This is a genomic window from Rhizobium sp. BK313 (assembly GCF_014193655.1).
In the GTDB taxonomy this organism is placed as follows: domain Bacteria; phylum Pseudomonadota; class Alphaproteobacteria; order Rhizobiales; family Rhizobiaceae; genus Rhizobium.
In genome coordinates this window covers 120747-139978 of record NZ_JACHZQ010000002.1, presented here as the reverse complement: position 1 = coordinate 139978, position 19232 = coordinate 120747, and the positions used below count along the sequence as shown (strand labels likewise).

Here is a 19232-nt window from a genome sequence, read left to right as displayed (position 1 = left end):
TCGCGAGTATTTAGCCAGCCCAGCGGTTTGACAATGCCGTCAAGCTCGTATTCGCCGCGGGAATGCTGGCTGAGGATTTGGCGAGGACTTCGAGCAACAAGCTTTGCGAACCATTATGGCGTCGAACATCCTCTGTTAAAGGCGCATGACGCGCTCAATACTGCGTTTGTATCCCTTGATCTAGACGAAACCTTCAGAAGCTCTATCTCAGGTTGGGTCTAACGTGGAGGAGATCATGTCTGAACTCATTGTGCTCGGTTTCGATGAAACTGATAAAGCTGATTCCATCCTCAACCGATTGTCGACGCTTGAGAAAGAGTATCTCATAGACCTGGAGGATGCAGTCGTTGCTATTCGCGACAGTACAGGAAAGGTCCGCCTCAAGCAGAGTGTGAACCTTACCTCGATGGGTGCGGCCAGAGGCGGCCTGTCTGGGGCGCTTTGGGGTTCTCTGGTCGGCCTTCTTTTCCTCAACCCCTTGGCGGGCATGGTTGTTGGAGGAGCGTTCGGAGCCGGTTCCGGCGCTCTCGCTGGCTCGATGACCGACTATGGGATTGACGACGATTTGATTAAGAAGTTGGCGGACACAATTCCGGTCAACACCTCAGCTTTGTTCTTGCTGATCCGAAAGGTTCAGCCGGAGAAGATCCTTGAGGAATTCAAGGGCGAACGCGCACGAATTTTGCGGACGTCACTGTCGCCAGACCAAGAAAAGCGACTGCGTGAGGCTCTCTCTGCGGACGGAGCGACGGCGACGCCAACCGGGTCCCAGAGTCCCGCTGCTGCGAGCTAGCAGTACGGGCGACTTTTAATGTGAAGATCGTTGCAGACGCGCCTCGCCGCGCGTTGCGCTTCTACTTTGCAATTCCGATGGTTGTCGGCAGAAGCCCTCGCGCTTCGATCGCCTGAACTCGCTAAAATAATGGCTGCCGATTTATCGACGGGAAGTAGTAGATTCCCAACAGACACAGTGCTAGGTTTTCGGTTGTATTCCAGCGGCGTGCGTTCGGAGGAATGCCATGTTTCGATTGGGCAAGAAGTATCGGCACTTTGTTCACGATACAAGCTGCGGCTGCGTAAATCCCCTTCTCCAGCAACGATTTTTCCATCTCAATGAATATTCGCGACGAAACTTTCTCGCAGGGATAGGATCGGCTGCGGTTGTCGGGATGCTGCCCGGAACAGGTAACGCGCAGCCACCAGGGCCGACTTCCAAGATCTTGCTCAAGCAGGTCCGGCTGTTCGACGGCAAGTCGGATGCTTTGCAGACAAGGGTTCAGGTACTGATTGACGGCAATAAGATCGTCTCCATAGATACGGCAAACAACACGCCGCCTTCGGATGCAACGGTAATCGATTGCGGCGATCGTGTGCTTATGCCAGGCATGATCGATGCGCATTGGCACACGATATATGCCGCGGTGCCCTTGCAAATTCTCATGATGGGAGACCCCGGCATCATCTTTGCTGCGTCCACGGCTGAGGCGGAGCGTACCTTGATGAGAGGCTTCACGACCATCCGCGATTTGGGCGGTCCTGTGTTTACCTTCAAGCAGGCAATCGACACCGGCATCATCCCCGGCCCGCGCATTTTTCCAGCGGGCGCGATGATTACAACGTCTGGCGGTCACGGCGACCTGCGAATGCCATTCGAAATTCCCGCAAGAGATGGTCAGCTTAGCCTCAGCGAGATGATGGGAAGCGCTGCCATAGTCGATGATGTCGGAGAATTAAAACGCCGAGTGCGCGAGCAGCTTCTGCAGGGGGCCTCTCAGATCAAGCTCGTTGGAGGCGGAGGCGTCTCGTCTCCTCGTAGCCCTCTCGACATGACCACCTTCAGCCAGGATGAAATTCGCGCGGCCGTGGATGTGGCGCGGGACTGGAACACATACGTAACCGTTCACGCCTACGCACCCAATACCGTTCAACGAGCCATTGCCGGAGGGGTGGCGTGCGTCGAGCATGCGCATCTGATGGACGAAGATACTGCCAGGATGTTTGTGGACAAGAATGTCTGGCTGAGCACTCAGCCCTTCCTGACAATGGAAGATGCGGCTTCGCAAACCGGCCCAGGTGCGGAGCGTATCAAACAGCTTTTTGCGGGGACGCCGAAGGTCTACGAGTTTGTGCGAAAATACGGCATCAAGACGGCTTGGGGCTCTGATGTGTTATTCTCTCCGGAGTTGACGCCCCGCCAGAACACCATGCTGACCCATCTGGCCAACTGGTACACGAACGCCGAGGCGTTGCGCATGGCGACGTCAGGCAACGCGGATCTTCTGGCGCTCTCCAATTTGCGTACGCCGTATGCAGGCAAACTGGGCGTCATCGAGAAAGGGGCGCTCGCTGACATCCTGGTTTGGGACGGCAATCCGCTCGACGATTTTCGGATGATTGAAGATCCCCATCGGAACCTAAGCGTTATCATCAAGGATGGCCGGTTTTTTAAGAATACCCTGTGAGCAGTCGTCGGAATGTATGGCTGGGAGAATCGAATTCGGATCCACGTGATCAAGTCCTCCCATTGTCTAACGCGGAACTTCAGTCGAGGAAAACGAATGCGGATCGGGACGTATAAGACAGTCCATGCGGCCCAGGTTCTGATTGCAGTGCTACTCGTCCTTGCCATGTTCTCCATGGCGGGCACAGTCCTTGCTCCGATGGTATTTGCGCTGCTGGTGATTGCGCTGTTGTGGCCTATCCAGCGGAGCATGCAGACCATTCTTCCGCGATACGTCGCCCTCCTGATTAGCTTGTTGGTCGTCGTGCTGGCCTTCCTGGCGTTCGCATGGATCGTGGCCTGGTCTTTCGGGCAGGTTGGTCGGTGGTTCATCGCAGACGCTTCGCGCTTTCAACAGAGATACGAAGAAATCCGTTTATGGTTGGAAGACCAGGGCATCGCCGTGGCTGCCCTTTGGTCGGACAACTTCGGTGTGAGTACGATTTTGCGAACGGTTCAGACCGTTACCAGCCGCATCAATAGCGCATTCAGCTTCTGGCTGATCGCGCTCGTATATGTGCTCCTCGGACTTATGGAGGTCGAGGATTTCGAGCGCAGGATCGCCAGAATGGACAGTCAACTTGCAAGGGAATTGCTTCTGAATGGCAGCCGGCAAACCGCACAGAAGCTTCGGCGCTATATGGCCATAAGAACCGTGATGAGCATCGCAACCGGGCTCCTCGTCTGGCTTTTTGCGCTCTTTGTCGGGTTGCCACTCGCTGCAGAATGGGGCGTCATAGCATTTGCTCTAAACTACATACCTTTTATTGGCCCCCTGGTGGCAACCGTGTTTCCCACTCTGTTTGCTCTCATTCAGTTTGACAGCTGGCAGTCGGTAATCGCGATTTTTATCGGGCTTAATTTAATACAGTTTACGGTAGGCAGTTACATTGAGCCACGAGTTTCAGGCAGTGCACTGTCTCTCTCGCCCGTCATCGTCCTGTTTTCTGTTTTCGCATGGGGCTATCTTTGGGGCATATTCGGTGCGTTCATAGGCGTACCGATTTCAATCGCTTTGCTGACGTTTTGCCGTCATCATCCGTCCAGCAAATGGGTAGGCGAGTTATTTGGAACGGACAATGAGGAGCTGACCCAAGAGGGGTAAATCCGGCGTGCCCAGGCGGGAACCCAGTGCGACTCCTATGGCGGGCAGACGGCGTTCTCCCAGCGAGGACGATCAGAATGAGGTCGCGCTTTTCCGGCCCGTCAGTTTTCCGGAATTTCACCCGGCCGATAATTTGGAAGCCTGCCCGCGGGCAGCATCGCCAAAAGAGCGAGTCCAGCCATGATCAGAAATCCGATCTTCAGCGCCAGCAGCCTGGATTCGGTGTTGATGCGAAGTGCCTCGGCCTTTTGTTCAGGAGTGGCGCTCGTGCTAGCGATCACGGATGCGAGCTGGTCGTTGCTCACAAAAGTGATGCTGTCGAGATTTACTTCGGACTGTATCTCGATTGGAAGTGTGGGGTTTTCTGCCAACTGGCGCATGACCGCTGAACTGAGAAGCCCGACCAGCAAAGCCCCTGCGACGGCAGTGCCAACCGCGGCAGCGAGGTTATTCGTCGTTCCTCGCAGCGAGCCCACATCCCCGGCCAGTTCTTTGGGTGACGCGGTCACCAGGACATTAAACAGCAGGGTAACGAGCGATCCCTGACCAATGCCGAACAGTATCAACCCGAAAAGCACCGGGATCGAGTTCCAGTCATTCCGCACGACGACGGCTAGCCAAACAAGGGCTACTGCGCACAGCGCGAAGCCGAAGCGCCCGATCTGCTTGGGTGTCAGCCTTTCATAAAAACGCACGATCAACATGGCCGCGAAAAAAACGGTCAAGTTGAAAGGCAGCATGGCAACAGCGGTGGCCAGCGGCGAACGTCCTTGTACGATCTGGATGTACAGCGGAACGGAAAAATTGAGTGCCGCTTCGAGCGCGACGACGGTGAACATCGCATAGACCGCGGCTCGCTCCTGGGGCGAATCCAGCACTTCCAGCGGCAGCAGTGGCGTGCGCCCTGCCGCCTCGCGACGGCGGGTCCACAGGAAAAATGCCTGTCCGAGGACGATGCCCAGAACGATCATGATGGGCGCTGGCGAAGCACCTAGCACATTGAAAGGTGCTGTCGTCCGCGCCACGGCAAGACCCCAACTGTTCAAATTGTTGAAGCCGAAGCTGATAAAGATGATCGCGATCGCTGCAAGCAGCACGCCTACGAAGTCAATGCGTACATCCGAACGGCCGTGATCGGGTTTCAATCGGAAGCTGAGCAGGAAAACGAGTGCCGAGACTGCGATAAGAATTCCAAATACCGGTCTCCAGCCGATATAAGTACCAAGGACGCCGCCGATAAGGAATGCCAGAACGCCTGCGCCCGCGCGCGCCGAACCGAGTGCGCCGAGCGCCGTAGCCTGCTGGCTGCCGTGGTAGTTTTCGGCGATGAGTGCCACAAGGGCAGGTACGATAACAGCGCCAGCAGCCCCGCAGAGCGCTTGAGCGGTAATCATGGCGGTCGCGTTTGGACTGAACGTCATGAGAATCTGCGACAAACCAAACACGATCACTGCCAAGCGGAATACCCGGAGCGCGCCGAAGCGCTGCACGAGTTTTGCGCCGAGCATCACAAAGCCTGCAACGATCATGGAATAGGCGACGATGCCTGTGGCCACGACCGTAGGTGCAACGCCGAAGCTGTTTACCATGCCCCCCAATGCCACAGGCAGAGATGCTACATTGAACGACATGATCGCCTGGCCGAATGCGATCGCAATCATGGGAATCCAAGACGAGCGCTCTTCCATGTGGGTTTGTTGCGCAGATACAGTTGCAGACATGAACCGACTTCCTCTTGATATCGCGGGATCGATGCAATGCAGTCTGAGCAGCCGGTCTGCTAACCGTCTGGCGACGACATCAGCAGGTCGAGCCCCAGCCGTTGTGATAGAAACTGTGCGACGAGTTGCCCTTTCACGCTGTTGCCAGCCTCATCCAACGGCGGTGCGAAAGTACCGAGCCCGCCCTTGCCGGGCGAAACGGTAACAATTCCGCCGCCGATGCCGCTCTTTCCCGGAAGTCCGATCTCATAGAGCCAGTCGCCCGAGGTCTCGTATAGGCCGGCAGTCAGCATCACCGCCAATGCGTAATGACAAACATCGGGCTTCACCACCTGCTCTCGCGTAACCGGGTTAAAGCCGCCGTGAGCAAGTGTTGCGCCCATAACGGCGAGGTCTCTTGCGCTGACGTTCAGGGAGCATTGCCGGGTATAAAGTTCAACGGCTTCTATGGGCTCGCAGTAGATGCGGCCGAGGCTCTGCAACATCCAGGAAATGCTTCGGTTGCGAGAGTTTGTTTTCGACGCCGACTCGTAGACTTCCTCATTGAGCGGCAGCTCTCTGCCAGCGAAGCGGGACAATCCCTGGTGGATGAAACGCCATTTCGCTTCCGCGTTTTCCCCGGGGACGAGACTGGTTGTGGCTATGGCCCCCGCGTTCACCATGGGGTTGGTACGGCCATCCGTATTGCGTTCGACGCCAGCAAGCGAATTGAACGCGTAACCCGTCGCGTTCACGCCCAGTCGCTCGCGTGCTCCCGTTGCTCCGATGATGTCGCAGACCAGCGCGAAGATAAACGGCTTTGAAACGCTCATGATGGTGAATTCGTGCTCGGCATCGCCAACGGCGAATATACGCCCGTCAATGCTTGCGACACAGATCCCGAACAGATTGCTCGGTACATTCGCGAGGGCCGGGTAGACTTGAGAATTCTGCCCAAGTGTCACTTGCGCAAAGCGCTCGTGAGCCTCGGTTACTAATCGCACGACCGTGTCAGACGGCGGGAGGTTGCCTGTCGATACATAGGAATCTTGAGGGTGATGCAAGGGGTCTAGAAGTTCCATGCACTTCTCCTTAACATTTAGGAGAAATTTAGTTCGCTGAAGATGGAGTTTTCTTGCCTTGATTGTGGGATGTTAGTCCCTAAAACCATCCTTTGCAATAGATTGCTAAAATAAATGCCTTGGGATTGACCAGGTGGCTTTGCTGATCGTGCGGCGGTATTTGGCGCAATCCAGAGAAGGCATTCTGCCCTCGATTGACATTGTCGCCCGCGCTCCTTGGTAGCGGAAGATCCTGCCGAACGCTGACGAAATCCGCCGGAAGGAAACTAAGCAATCGCAACTACCGCCTGGAACGCCTTCATCGCCGGACTAACACAAGGCTTTGCTTAAGTGGGGAAGTTGGAGTGAGCAGATGCCCAACCGGATTGATACCCATCTAGCCCTGCTGCCGAGGCTGCGTCGGTCGCAAGTAAGCATCTGCCGATCGGAACGTCGCGACCATCTGACATCCCCTTATAGATCTCTATAGTGATGCTTTGCGATCGATCTTAATTGAAAGCCAAATTGTCCGTTTTCAGCACGACCTCGTTCTCAAATGAGCAACCGTGGTTTGCATGGACCTGCAACAAAAGCGGCGACAAAAAGGCAGCTAGGTCGATCAGGTACTTTGAAGCTTTTCGGATAGGGTTGGGGTCAAGTTGCTCTGGTCCGCACTTTCCTCTGCCTGGCCTCCCGCAAATGCTTGTAGACTGTGGCCCGCGAGATCCCGAGCAGCCGCGCCAGATACGGCACAAGATTTCGGATGGCGAAATAACCCTCCTGCTCCAGTGCTTCTACCAGACCGGCATGGTCCTCCTTTGCTAGCGCCGATGCCGCCAGCCCGCGTTCGCCGAGGAAGTCCGCAATCGCTGCATTTACGGTTTCCTGCCAATCCGACTGGAAAAGGGCTGACGGCTGTTTGCCATCTCCCTGAAATGCGGTCAGCATATTCAGCGCGTCACGCGCCAATTCCATCGGCTCGATATCGAAATTGATGCACAGCAATCCGAAAGGCGTCCCGTTCCTTCCGCGCAGGACCGAAGTCACGGACTTGAGCTTTCGTCCATCGAAATTGGTCTTTCGATAGGGTCCGATAACATCGCTGTCGAGCGAACCGATATCCTTGAGGTCAGTGAGCGAGGAGCCGCCGACGTGACGTCGCGAGATATTGTTTGCGATATAGGCGATCTTCGTTGTCTTCAAATCGTGAATGACCACCTCCGCATGCGGTTTGAGCAGCATCGCGATCGCCTCCGCAACTGACGCAAAACCCAGCACATCCTCTTCAGAGGTCGGCTCTTTGGCATTGGCGGCCTTCTTTGACATCTGCGGTATTCCTATCTGCATGTGCGGTAACAAAATCTCTGCATTTGACAAAATGTCAACGCACTTCTACCCTAACATCTCCTGACCGTCACCCGCCGAAGCGATCCTGTCACCGTCCAAGTTGGAGAATCTCGTTATGCCGGTACTGCCTGACTTCAAGCTCGAGGCCTATTTTTCGAAGTGGGAGTTCACGGCTCGCTATCACATGACGGGGTCCGATGCGCAGAGCATGACGATGGACGAGCTGCTGGCGATGGGGTCCGAAGAGCAGCGGGCTGCGTTCAAGAGCCAATGGCTCGGCTATACGGAGACCTTCGGCGATCCGGAACTGCGGGAGACCATTGCTGGCCTGTACGAGCGGATGCAGAGCGCGGATATTCTCTGTTTCGCGGGAGCAGGCGAGGGGATTTACATCGCCATGCATGTGCTCCTCGAAAAGGGTGACCATGCGATCGTGGTGACGCCGAACTACCAGTCGGCCGAAACGGTCCCCCTGAGCATCTGCGAGGTTTCGGGGATAGCGCTCGATCCGGCCGACGGCTGGTCGCTCGATATCGATGCGGTGCGGGCGGCGATCCGGCCGAATACGAAGCTGATTTCCATCAATTTCCCACACAACCCGACCGGCAAAATACTCGAAAGGGTCAGGTTCGATGCTTTGGTGGAGCTCTGCCGCCAACACGGCATCTGGCTTTTCAGCGATGAGGTCTATCGTGGTCTTAGCATCGACGGCAAAGCGCAACTCCCGGCGGCGGCCGATGTTTACGAACGTGGTCTTTCGCTTGCGGTGATGTCCAAGGCCTTCGGACTTCCCGGCCTGCGCATCGGATGGATCGCCTGCCGGGATCGCGCCGTGATCTCGCGCATGGAGCGGATGAAACACTATATTTCGATCTGCAACGCCGCTCCCAGCGAAAGCCTGGCGAAGATCGCCCTACAAAATTCCGGCCGTATCCTTGAACGCAACAATCGTCTGATTGCCGCCAACCTGAGCAAGTTGCAGGCTTTGTTTGCGGAATTCGAGGGCCTGTTCGAATGGTATACCCCCGACGGCGGCTGCGTCGGCTATCCACGCTACAGGGGCGCCGATGGCGTGGAAAATTTTGCGCGCAACCTCGTGGAAAGCGCCGGCGTGCTTTTGCTGCCTGCCAGCATCTATCGCTCCGAGCTCAATCCGACGCCCGATAACCGATTTCGCATCGGCTTCGGGCGCGCCAATATCGAAGAAGGCATCGCGGCGATGCGCTCCTACCTGATGCGAAACGGTCAATAGGACAGTCCATCGACCGAGACGCCATTGCTCTCCTACGCGTTCCGCCCCACGAGCGATGATCGCCATCGAGATATATCGGGCCTCTTCGGCCCGGCGGCCCTCGATCGCCAAGGCATGAGCCAAGTGGATCGTGGGATTGGGACGGCTACGCGCGAGCCGAATAGATGTCCTGGCTTACCAGCGACACGGATTTCCAGACGTCTTCCTCGGTCATGTCGAAGGTATCGACACCGCCTACATGGACACGCCCCCGCCCCGGCCGGACGATGCCGCACGCAGCGTGATGATCGTGGATTTGCCAGACCCGGATTCTCCGACGACGGCCACCGTCTCGCCGAGGGAAATCGAGAACGAAACGTCATCAAGCACCCATGACGCATCCCCCGCCTCTGCGACGGGCGCCGCTTCCACCAGCTTTGTCAGCAATACCCCGGCGAGGAAACCACTGGTAGCTGAATTGGCGGCGGCCACATCGGAGAGACTTTTCACGGCCACGTCGTCGCGCGTGGGATAGGCGTACCCCACGCTCTCGAAGATCAATTGCGGCTTGGTTGCGTCTACCGGGTGTCGACGAGCGGTAGCGGCAATGTTTGTGAGACCAGTATTGGATGATGCCAGAACTTCCTCCACCCTACCAAGCCCCATGCCGGCCCGGACTAATGGATAACGTTGCCCAACCACCTCTCCCAGCGGCTGACGCACCAGACCGACAAAGAACAATGCAGATACGACGCTGCCGATCGACGCCCGCCAGTCGATGCGAGAAAGACGCCAATTGCCAGGAACAGCACAGTGACCAGATCGAAGCATAACCGGTAGGCCACGACGATCATGGCACGCCAGACATCCATGTGGGATGCGATCGCGACCGACTTCTCGGCTAGATCGGCAAAGCACCTTTCTTCAGCCGCGGTCGCCTGTGCCTGGCGAACCAAGCTGACAGCATCGCCACTGGTGGTGCTTTCGATTTGCAGGGCAACCCGCGCATTGACTTCGTAAGATTCACGGATCGTCGCGTTGATCCGCCCCTCGGCGAAACGCACGGCCAGAAGTGCGATCGGTACAAGGATGAAGGCGGCAAGGAACCATGCATTTATGAACGCCAGTCCGACGGCGACGGCCAGGAGACCGGCCCACCCGTGAATGAACGAAATAGGGATCGAGACGAACAATGGATCGACCATCCGCATGTCATTGGTCAGCCGGCTGTTGAGAACGCCAGGGTTGATCGTGAAATAGCTGAGGAGCGGCATCCGGAGTAGGCTTGCATAAAGCTTACGTGCTAGTTCCCACGAAATTCCGTATCCGACTTTAGCGCCAAATGCATTGGTCAACAGTTCCGCGGCAGCGCCGGCAACGGCGAGAACCGCGATCAATCCGAGGGTTGGCAAGAGTTCGAGCACGCCTTTGCCTTGGAGTGCGGCGTCGATGACATGGCCGAGCAGCAGCGGCACCCCGACGGGCAGGACGGCTGCGACAGCCGCAATAATGATCACCGATGCGACTCGGCCCCAATTTATCGAAAGATCAAGTTTTAAAATCCGGCCAAGCATTTTAGATCGTTTCCGCCCCCCGTTGCGTGGCTAGTGTATCCCCTAAGTTGAAGGAATCCAGCGCCATGGTCAGAGGAACCCGATTTGGTGTGCGTCGACGTACCTGCGCCCTTTGGGTGGATTGGCGCAGTAATAGCGAAAGAATCAGGACTTCCGCGACGGCTCAGGCGGCGCAGCGGATTGTTTTGGAGCTGGGCTTGAGGGAGATCACGGGGAGGGGGAGGTTTACGGCATGGGGGGTGCTTTAGGGATAGACGGAGAGGGAGCAAGCAAGCCGAGAGCCGTCATTTTCGGCCAAAGCGACCACGTCTCCCTCGGTCGATCGTTGCAAATAGAAATGGCCTCGGATAGTCCATTACCGTTGGAATTATCTTCAACTTTTGTTTGCATTGCTTATCTCCATGCTGCCACGCGACTATAGACTGCACGAGCTGAATGAGGACGAGTTCGAGAAGCTCGTCGTGCGCATCTGCATTCGTTGGCTTGGTGAGGGCGTAACCCCCTTTCGCACGCGGTCGCGACGACGGCCGTGACGGAAAGTTCCACGGCACCGCCAACGGGTTTCCGAGCGCCACTTTACCCTTCTCTGGACATTTCGTCTTGCAGGCGAAGCACATCAGCGCTCCAAACAAGTCGTGTTCCGATCCTGATTTCGCCGGCCTGCTCGGAAAGGAGCATGCGAAGGTCAAGCGGTTAGTCGGCGAGGGCATTTGTGACCATTACCTGGTTTTCACGAACCGGAAATACAGCGGCGGCGCCGATGAAAAGTACATGAAGGATCTCTTGGCGCTTGGTGTTGCCTCAGCTAGCATCATTGGGGTCGAGCGACTTCATCTTGCTCTCGACGATTATCCGGATATCCGCGGCACATTACCGAATTTGCTCGATCCCTCGCCATTTCGTTTCAACCCAGACGATCTGGCAGAAGTGATCGGTGCGCTGCATTCCTATACCAAGGATGACGGCGACAGCGCTTTTGAGAGCGCGTTCGATTTCGAGAAGCTAAAGATGCCGTTGAAAAACAAGCTCAATGACGTGTCGGATGAGTATTACAAGCAAGTTATAGTTGCTCAGTCCATGCCGCATTTCGATCGCGTGGCCCAATTCCTCCAGAACCCACGGAACGGGGAATTCGCCGCCCTTTATCATGATGCTGCCGATGAGCTGAAACAGAAAATCATTGTCAAGCGCGCTCAGTTCGGAGCGTTCGACGACATTTTCCTATTCATGTACGAGCAAATTCAGCAGAAGCGCGATGTTCTGAAGGGCAAAAGACGCCTCATATCGATCGTCCTGCACTACATGTATTTCAATTGTGATATCGGCATCAAGCAGCTGGAGGAAAACGCAGATGTCGTCCATGCTGACGCCTAAGAAACACCTCAACCTGGACACGTCACTGCTGCGTGTTTTCTCGCTCATACTGAAGGAGTTGCAGAAGCGCGGCGTGTGCGAATTTGAGAAATTGCGGGGCGTCGTCATTCGCCGCGTCGGCGCCGATGGTGAGCTGTCCTTCCTGCCCGCCCTCGATCTCCTGTTTCTTCTGGGGAAGGCAGAGTACCACCTAAAGAATGACACTCTTGAGTATAAGGCGGATTGACCATGCAGCTCAGCCGCCTCTATTCCAACCTCCCGGATATTCTCTCGCCGATCGGTTTCAACCACGGAGCCAATGCGAATCGCCTCAACATTGTGCTCGGCGAAGTTAAGCATCCAAGGGACCAAAAGAAGGATTCACATAATCTCGGTAAGACGATCCTCTTGCAGCTGATCGATTTCTTGATGCTGAAGGGGTGGTCGCAGGAGAGCTTTCTCTTCCGGCATCGCGACCGCTTCGCTAACTTCGTTTTCTATCTCGAGATCGCGCTAAACACCGGCGGGTATGCCACAATAAGGCGAAGCGTTGATGCTCCTACCCGTATAGCGCTTGCCCGTCATCAGGACCCCAATGCTGATTTTGATGGTGCTCCTGATGATACGTGGGATCATCCCGATCTGCCAATCGATGAGGCGATCAAGCTTCTCGATGCATGGCTCGATCTGCGTGCTCTACAGCCTTACGACTACAGAAAGGCCATCACCTACTGCGTTCCCAGGGCGATTGGAGCGATGAACTGCAGCTGCAGAAGTTCCAATCCGGGCGCGACCTTTACTGGAAACCGTTCGTCGCTCACCTCTTCGGCTTCAATCAAGATCCCATCATCCGAAAATACGAGCTAGATGACCTCATTGCTAAGCTGCAGGAAAAGCAAGGCGAGCAGCAGGCCGAAGTGCAATTCAAGGAAGAGGATCTTCCAAAGCTGACGGCGGAGCTCGGAGTGCTTCATCAGCACGTCGAGGATCTGGAGGGGCAGCTTGATGCATTCCAGTTTGATGACAAAGAGCGTCGGATTATGCGCGAGCTGGTCGAGACCATCGAAGACGAGATTGCGTCGCTCAATCAGCATATTTACGATGCTCGATACGATATTGGCCAGATCGACAGCTCTCTTAGCCACAAGGATAAGTTCGATTTGAACGAGGTTCAATCGATCTTCGATGAGGCACAACTCCATTTCCCGACCCAACTGAAAAAGCAGTATGGCGAGCTTGTGGAGTTTAAGAAGAAGGTCACGCAGGAGCGCAATGCTGCCCTGCGCAAGCGCCGCAAGGATCTAGAGCAGGAGCTTTCGGAGGCCGAAGGTCGAAAGACGTTGCTTGACGCTCGGCGTGTAGAACGTTTGAAAGTTCTTCGCTCGACTGACACATTCGACAAGTTCAAGGCATTGCAGAAGGATGTCACCGAGCAGAAGGCGCAGCTCGTCTATCTGGGCGAGCAGCGCAAAAAGCTTGAAGCAGTCGCCGAGACCGCGCGGCAGGTCCGTGAAGCAGAGCGCGACCGCGGCCGGGTGGTCGACGAGATCAAAGCGATGCTCGAAAAACCGACGGTCGTCTATGAACGGTTTGCTCGGATTTTTAACGAGTACTGCCAGAAGGTCCTCAATCACGAAGGGATGTTCTTCTTCCACATAAACTCGAACAACAATCTCGACTACAAGATTAGCCTTGGCCTCGCCGGACAGAAAGGCGTGGCCTCAAGTCAAGGCGAGGGAACCAGCTACAAGAAGCTGATTTGCGCGTTGTTCGATCTGGCTCTTCTGCAGGTTTACGAAGACATTCCGTTCTTCCATTTCGTCTACCATGACGGCATGTTCGAAGCCTTGGATGATCGAAAGAAGTTGGCCTTCCTTGAGGTTGTCCGTCATCAGGTCAGCCACAGAAAGCTCCAGTATATTATGACTGTTATCGCATCCGATCTACCCCGCGACGCCAAGGGGAGGGTTGTCGCGTTTGCCGATGATGAGATAGTTCTGAGGCTTGACGACAGCGGGCAGGCCGGTCGCCTTTTCAAAGTGGCAGAATTTTAACGACAGCCCGCGTCCGAGCTGTTCGACCCGGTGGACGATGGGCCAGGTGCTATGGGCAGGTTTAATCATAAGCTGACGCCGCTATCTCGTCACCGCGCTCGCTTGTCATTGCCTCGTTCACGAATTGAACCTTGTTGACCATTCTCACGCAGCGGAGGCCGGATTCGTCGTAGGTTTCTAGTCGCCATAAGCAACTACCGCCAAAATCGAGGTAGACCGGGCATGTCGCATCTAGCCATGTCGCCCGTGCCGTATCCAGTCATACTGATGATGACCGCGATAGCTTGCTTCGACAGCACCCTTGATGCGTTCAATCCCCTCGATAAATCCTCCACGGGTGTTGACTTGGTGATGGTAGGATCGTGCTGCCGGTTGACGGATAACCGAAAGAAAATCCCGGCGTTTGCGCCATGCATGTGGCGCGCAGCTTTCGCCCAGACAAGGTCCTGAGCCATTTCCGACGCGGGATGAGGCAACATGTGATAAATGCGAAGTTCTTTTTGAATGGTTGTCCATCGATCACCCAAATAAGATTTTTATAAAATTCCTCCCGGGATTTTCTCTCCGCATCCGTCATTGCGGAGTGCTGGACCTCGATGTAGACCCCGTGTGGCGTCTTGATGTCAGACCGATGGATTTCCCCGTCCTCTGCGATATGAGAGATTTCCCTGCATTCTTCGGGAAAGTGGTTCTTCCATTGGCGGTGCCATTCGGTCTCGTTCTCCCACCAGGGATCGCAGTTGCGTCGTCCTTTATGGGCCCAATGATGAACAACGCGGGGACCACACTTGGCCACCACGGCTGAACCGCACATAGGGCACGCGCCGCGCCCGCTAGGGACAGCCTCGATCCTTTCGCTTCCAACAACTGCGTACTGCATTGCGCTCCGGTGATCCGCGACGACAACCTCTCATCAAGAGATAGCAGGGATCGACGCACTTCGTCTTGGTCAGCCAACCGCAAAATCAGCTCTGAGGGTGGTGTTACGACCATTTTCAGGATTTTTAAGGTGGCGGACGGGCATCAACGCGACCCAGATCCGCCATGCATTAGGGGGTCGGCAGTCGCTCCGATAAGGCGGTCACAAGCGGCCCTTTCACCACAGATGAACAGCAGCGATTTCGCACGAGACATGCCGACGTATAGCGTTTCCCGGTCTTTGACTGCATCACAGTCGTCGATAGCCCACAAAATGATGATAGACCGTTCGAGCCCCTTGAACCGGGCTACAGTGTCGATTGTGATGGATCCAACCCCATACGATTCCAACCGACCCCATTTTGCACTTGCGGGTATCGCGTTGCTCGTCAAAGCGCGTTCACTCGACTCGCGCTTCAGGGGATTGCAAAGCAGTACGGCGATATCACGGGGTTTGACCTTCTCCTCGCTAACAAGCCGTGTGACCAGCGAGGCGATTGCCTGGGCCTGTTTATCGATACCTGTCGCTGGGAGCAATTCGACATCGACGCCATCGATTGCCGGCGCTTCGATTACTCCACCCTTGTAATACCGGTATGCCGCATCATGAATACGGTTCGTGTTGCGGCAGTTCTTGTCGAGCATCATCGGCTCGCCAGGGAGGGGAATCGCTGCAGACCGCCGGTAAATATCTTGGTTTTCGTCCAAGAAGACGTAGAGAAGAGCCTTCTCGTGGTCCGACAACAACAGTTCGATCGGCATCCAAAATTCGTCACCAAAGTCCTGTGCCTCATCGACAACGATTGCGTCATAGTGCGGACCAAACAGATCGATTGCGTAAGCCAAGGCAATCGGCTGGTGATGATCGTATTCGTTTAGTCCCGGATAGTCGCGGCGGGCTTCTGCAATCAGGTCGCGCCCGAGCTCGACCTTGGCCTTGTCGATCCATCGCCGGCAAAGCTGATGGAAGGTTGCGACGTCCAGATTGTCAATGCCAGCACATTGCTCACGTAAATGATCGGCAAGCCCGCGATTGTAGCAAACCAGGAGGGTGTTGAGGCCCTGTTCAGCGGCGCTCACTGCCTTTTCGCGCGCGATCAGGGTTTTGCCGGTCCCGGCACCTCCGGCAACCATGACCCGCCGTTGGCGAGAAAGCACCGCGGCGCGAATGTAACGCATCGTATCGTACATCGCGAGACCACTGGTTACGACGCCATCTGGCGAATTGATGTAGAGATGGATCGGCCTTTTGCGATCGAACTGTTGGACGGCTATTGCAGATCAGTTGAAGCCAAGCACGGCCCGGTGCTGTTCGACGAGGAGCATGCTCCTCTCAATCGCATCGCCAGGCATTTTCACTCGCTCGGGCAGGGCCACATGCAACAGGAATATGCTCTTGGCTGTTTGATCGGCAATCTCGGCATTGAGATTGCGGGGGCCGGCGAGGATGCCAAGGCAAAGCTGAACCAGATCGTGAAGCGCTGGGCATCGCCACTGAGAGCGCGATCCTTCAAAGCGCAACAGACCGAGGTCGCCATCGGCTGCGCCGTCCTTAATCGCATGCTTGCGTGCACACGCCCGAAATCCGTTCGTCGTATGACAACCACCGCCTAAACGACGGCATCAAAGATCAGAGCCCGAAAATTACTCCGATCCCCGCACCAACGCTCTCACGGATCCTTCCGTGGCATGGCAACACCTTTGACGCTGATAATGTCAAATTCGCCCCGCACGATGACGTCGATTGTTGGTGGAGGCGCAGGCTTTCGTGCCTTTGTGCGTACGTCTGTACCCCAACTTTGTCGGTTTTCATCGGGATTTTCCACGACCAGTGCATTTCAGTGACCTCGATCATGATCGAGGTCGTAGCAGAGCTCGCAGTTAGCACAGAACGCACCCTGTTCTGCTAACGGAGACCTTCCCATGCTCAAGATCGCATTTTTCATCTTGCTGACGGCATTCCCTGCCCGTGCCGCTGAAGCAGTTGGATTTCGTCATTTCACATTGTCACAAGGCCACGACCGAACGCTCGACGTTGCCGTCTGGTATCCCACGGATGCCGCCGGTACACCGGTCCGGCAAGGCGAGGATGACAGCTTCGTCCTGCAGCCCGCCATCGCCGACGCCGCCATCCCGCACGGATTGCATCCGCTCATCGTCCTCTCGCATGGCTACGGCGGCAACTGGACGAACCAGGATTGGCTGGCGGTAGACCTCGTGCGCCACGGTTATATCGTGGCCGCTGCCAACCATCCCGGTACGACATCGTCCAACATGAACCCATCTGTCGGCGCGCGCCTGTGGGAGCGTCCGCGCGATGTCTCAGCGCTTCTTGACAGGCTTACCTCCGATCCCGTCTGGTCTTCGGCCATCGACGCAAGCCGCATCGCGGCCATCGGTCATTCGCTTGGGGGCTGGACCGTCGCGGAATTGGCAGGCGGCCGCTTCGATCCCGATGCCTTCGAGAAGGACTGCCGCGACCATAAGGAACTTATTTCCTGCGGGGGTTATCTTGCACTCGGTGTTGGCAGGGATGAAACGTCACGCGCGGCGTTGCGGCAGTCGCTGCAGGATGCGCGCATCAAGGCCGGCGTGACACTCGATGCTGCTGTCACCCGGGGCTTCGACGTCAAAAGCCTGGCCGCCGTGAAAATTCCCATGCTGGTGATAGCAGCCGGGTCGCCCGTGCGCGATTTGCCGGCGGCGCTGGAATCGCGCCACATGGCCAGCCTGTTGCCGGCGCTAACCACCCGTTATGTCGAGATCAGCGACGCCGTGCACTACAGCTTCCTGCCGGTCTGCGTGCCGGGCGCCGCCAAGCATTTGAGTGGCCCCAACGCGACGATCTGCGACGACAGAGGCGATCGCGAGAGCATCCACAAACGGACGCGGATGAAAATCGAACGCTTCTTAGCAAAGGTGCTTCATGTGAAGGGCTAAGTGTCGCCCTCTGCACGGCGGACCGAGCGGCGATATCCGCTCGGGTTCAGGCCAGTCACCCGCAGGAACTCGCGGTTGAAGTTGGATTTGGTGAGAAATCCTGCCTCGAACATGATCTCGATCACCGGTGCGGCGGTGTCGGCAAGGAGCCTTTGGGCCTCCTCCACACGGTATTCGTTGACGATTTGCGATACATTGCGGCCATGGACACGATTTACTGCGGTCGAGATGCGGCGCGCCGGAATGCCTGCCCGGCGCGCCAACCGGTCGAGCGTCAGATTGGGATCGCGGTAGAGTTTGCGCTCGCGCATCAGCCGGTCGACGTTCGCCAGTATCTGCGAATCGTCTCCCGACCCGCCATCCGAGGGGCGCAGGACCTGCGCTTGTACAGCAACAATCGGGCCGCCCGGCTCTTCGAATACGCGGCTGCGGCCGGCGACTGCGGCCGCATAACCGATGATGATGAGCGCCACGATATTGGCAGAGCCGACGATCATCCCTGCGCCCGAATCGCCGCCAATGTCGAGCGCAATGGCGATCTCGACTACGCCGGCGAAGATAAAGAGCACGCCGACGGTCGCCAGCGAGCGGCTGGCGGCAACAGCGTCACCGAAACGGGCGGCGCTCAGGGTATCTGGCCCCTGTCGAGCGACCCATAGCAGGGCGCTGCCATAGCCGAAAAACAGCACGATCAGCGCCATGTCAATCGGATCTGACCAAACAAAGACCATCACCGCAATGACAATCGCTGGAATGGCATGTAGCGAACTCGAATGCCGGATCCTTGCGTCAGGCCGGCGCAAGTCCTCGAAGCCCAGCCAGGCCAGCGGAGGCAGCGTGGCTGCCACGATCGGCTGGAAAAAATGCGCCAGAGACCAGTCGAAATTCCAGCGCAGGCCAAGAATGATCGCCTGCACAGCGCAGAGCGCGACAAACAATGACAGCGGTCGGCATGAAAGGCCGTCACGACCAACCATGCGTGTCAGCAGCACGACTAGCAGCAAAGCGGTCACGAATGGCAATGGAATTGACGGCATAATTCTTTCCGAAGGAGCACCCGCTTGTGGGTGTAAGGCAGAGGTCCGGTACCGCATTCTGACACGTCAAGCCGCCGCCTTTCCAGCCTACCTTAAACCTTTAGACGCGTGCTCCATACCTGAAGAGGCGGTACTCGACCGTATGGCGGAAAGGTTCCCTTTCCTCGCATAAATGGAACATTGCCGATGTCCGTTGGTTTCGTTGTTCTAACAAGGGAGACGATCCGTCATTCGCAAGGCGGCAGCCGCGGTTCAAAACGGCTGAAACCGCTGTTGAACACGACGACCCAGAGAGACTGCCGGGAAGCGGTCTCTCTAGCCTGGACGGCAGCCTGGATCTCGCGCAAGTCTCTGCTGCAGAGCTGCAGACATGTCCGCGACATATCAGCGTCTTCGCGCTATCCGCGTCGAG

17 protein-coding genes and 4 pseudogenes are annotated in these 19232 nt (G+C 56.5%); 12 read left to right on the top strand and 9 right to left on the bottom strand.

Annotated elements, in window-relative coordinates; translation table 11 throughout:
* Positions 1–14: 14 nt before the first annotated feature.
* The 4 genes and pseudogenes from FHT86_RS38015 to FHT86_RS13040 form a co-directional block, all read left to right on the top strand.
* Positions 15–165: pseudogene (locus FHT86_RS38015) on the top strand (exonuclease); the annotation flags it as partial.
* 70 nt (positions 166–235) lie between these two features.
* Positions 236–793, top strand: coding sequence for a DUF1269 domain-containing protein (locus FHT86_RS13050; protein WP_133707237.1), 558 nt, complete (start codon positions 236–238; stop codon positions 791–793).
* Positions 794–1019: 226 nt separating this feature from the next.
* Positions 1020–2462, top strand: coding sequence for an amidohydrolase family protein (locus FHT86_RS13045; RefSeq protein ID WP_133707236.1), 1443 nt, complete (start codon positions 1020–1022; stop codon positions 2460–2462).
* Between the two features lie 96 nt (positions 2463–2558).
* Positions 2559–3605: an AI-2E family transporter gene (locus FHT86_RS13040; RefSeq protein WP_133707235.1), complete on the top strand. Its 1047-nt coding sequence runs from the start codon at positions 2559–2561 to the stop codon at positions 3603–3605.
* A 101-nt stretch (positions 3606–3706) separates the two neighbouring features.
* Here the strand turns inward: FHT86_RS13040 and FHT86_RS13035 are convergent, their stop codons facing one another.
* The 3 genes from FHT86_RS13035 to FHT86_RS13025 all read right to left on the bottom strand — a co-directional run bounded on the left by FHT86_RS13035 (position 3707) and on the right by FHT86_RS13025 (position 7692).
* Positions 3707–5326, bottom strand: coding sequence for an MFS transporter (locus FHT86_RS13035; RefSeq protein WP_246779500.1), 1620 nt, complete (start codon positions 5324–5326; stop codon positions 3707–3709).
* Positions 5327–5385: 59 nt separating this feature from the next.
* Positions 5386–6387 (bottom strand): glutaminase A, encoded by a 1002-nt coding sequence (gene glsA / locus FHT86_RS13030; protein WP_133707234.1) that lies wholly within the window; start codon positions 6385–6387, stop codon positions 5386–5388.
* Positions 6388–7020: 633 nt separating this feature from the next.
* The gene (locus FHT86_RS13025) at positions 7021–7692 is read right to left on the bottom strand and encodes a transcriptional regulator (protein WP_166656813.1); all 672 of its coding nucleotides are present in this window, start codon (positions 7690–7692) and stop codon (positions 7021–7023) included.
* A 136-nt stretch (positions 7693–7828) separates the two neighbouring features.
* Here FHT86_RS13025 and FHT86_RS13020 point away from each other — a divergent pair, with 136 nt between their 5' ends.
* Positions 7829–8965 carry an aminotransferase class I/II-fold pyridoxal phosphate-dependent enzyme gene (locus FHT86_RS13020; RefSeq protein ID WP_133707232.1) on the top strand — a complete coding sequence of 379 codons (1137 nt, stop codon included), beginning with the start codon at positions 7829–7831 and terminating at the stop codon, positions 8963–8965.
* A gap of 234 nt (positions 8966–9199) precedes the next feature.
* Here the strand turns inward: FHT86_RS13020 and FHT86_RS13015 are convergent, their stop codons facing one another.
* Together FHT86_RS13015 and FHT86_RS38010 are read right to left on the bottom strand one after the other, a co-directional pair.
* The gene (locus FHT86_RS13015; protein ID WP_166656812.1) at positions 9200–9595 is read right to left on the bottom strand and encodes an ATP-binding cassette domain-containing protein; all 396 of its coding nucleotides are present in this window, start codon (positions 9593–9595) and stop codon (positions 9200–9202) included.
* A 26-nt stretch (positions 9596–9621) separates the two neighbouring features.
* Complete coding sequence (locus FHT86_RS38010; protein ID WP_166656811.1) at positions 9622–10461, bottom strand: ABC transporter ATP-binding protein; 840 nt, start codon at positions 10459–10461, stop codon at positions 9622–9624.
* Positions 10462–10676: 215 nt separating this feature from the next.
* On the opposite strand from FHT86_RS38010, the pseudogene FHT86_RS13005 reads away from it, so the two are divergent.
* From FHT86_RS13005 to FHT86_RS38660, 5 genes and pseudogenes are all read left to right on the top strand, one after another.
* A pseudogene (locus tag FHT86_RS13005) lies at positions 10677–10766 on the top strand (helix-turn-helix domain-containing protein); the annotation flags it as partial.
* Positions 10767–11118: 352 nt separating this feature from the next.
* Positions 11119–11892 (top strand): ABC-three component system protein, encoded by a 774-nt coding sequence (locus tag FHT86_RS13000; protein WP_133707229.1) that lies wholly within the window; start codon positions 11119–11121, stop codon positions 11890–11892.
* On the top strand, positions 11870–12118 hold the full coding sequence (locus tag FHT86_RS12995) for an ABC-three component system middle component 8 (RefSeq protein WP_133707228.1): 249 nt from the start codon (positions 11870–11872) through the stop codon (positions 12116–12118). Before FHT86_RS13000 ends, FHT86_RS12995 begins: the two co-directional genes overlap by 23 nt.
* 2 nt (positions 12119–12120) lie before the next feature.
* Entirely contained in the window at positions 12121–12738 is a 618-nt protein-coding gene (locus FHT86_RS12990) for a hypothetical protein (protein WP_166656810.1), read from the top strand.
* A gap of 50 nt (positions 12739–12788) precedes the next feature.
* The gene (locus tag FHT86_RS38660; protein WP_166656809.1) at positions 12789–13925 is read left to right on the top strand and encodes a DUF2326 domain-containing protein; all 1137 of its coding nucleotides are present in this window, start codon (positions 12789–12791) and stop codon (positions 13923–13925) included.
* Between the two features lie 310 nt (positions 13926–14235).
* Here the strand turns inward: FHT86_RS38660 and FHT86_RS38885 are convergent, their stop codons facing one another.
* The 3 genes and pseudogenes from FHT86_RS38885 to FHT86_RS38875 form a co-directional block, all read right to left on the bottom strand.
* The gene (locus tag FHT86_RS38885) at positions 14236–14739 is read right to left on the bottom strand and encodes a hypothetical protein (protein ID WP_208116649.1); all 504 of its coding nucleotides are present in this window, start codon (positions 14737–14739) and stop codon (positions 14236–14238) included.
* Between the two features lie 209 nt (positions 14740–14948).
* Positions 14949–16022 (bottom strand): UvrD-helicase domain-containing protein, encoded by a 1074-nt coding sequence (locus tag FHT86_RS38880; protein WP_409527594.1) that lies wholly within the window; start codon positions 16020–16022, stop codon positions 14949–14951.
* Positions 15999–16094 (bottom strand): annotated as a pseudogene (locus FHT86_RS38875) (ATP-dependent Clp protease proteolytic subunit); the annotation flags it as partial. The gene FHT86_RS38880 and the pseudogene FHT86_RS38875, both read right to left, overlap by 24 nt.
* A 243-nt stretch (positions 16095–16337) precedes the next feature.
* On the opposite strand from FHT86_RS38875, the pseudogene FHT86_RS37995 reads away from it, so the two are divergent.
* A pseudogene (locus FHT86_RS37995) lies at positions 16338–16457 on the top strand (IS5/IS1182 family transposase); the annotation flags it as partial.
* A 309-nt stretch (positions 16458–16766) separates the two neighbouring features.
* Positions 16767–17783 (top strand): alpha/beta hydrolase family protein, encoded by a 1017-nt coding sequence (locus FHT86_RS12965; protein ID WP_133707225.1) that lies wholly within the window; start codon positions 16767–16769, stop codon positions 17781–17783.
* On the opposite strand, the gene FHT86_RS12960 is transcribed toward FHT86_RS12965, so the two are convergent.
* On the bottom strand, positions 17780–18820 hold the full coding sequence (locus tag FHT86_RS12960) for an AraC family transcriptional regulator (RefSeq protein WP_166656808.1): 1041 nt from the start codon (positions 18818–18820) through the stop codon (positions 17780–17782). The genes FHT86_RS12965 and FHT86_RS12960 overlap by 4 nt on opposite strands.
* Positions 18821–19232 lie beyond the last annotated feature (412 nt).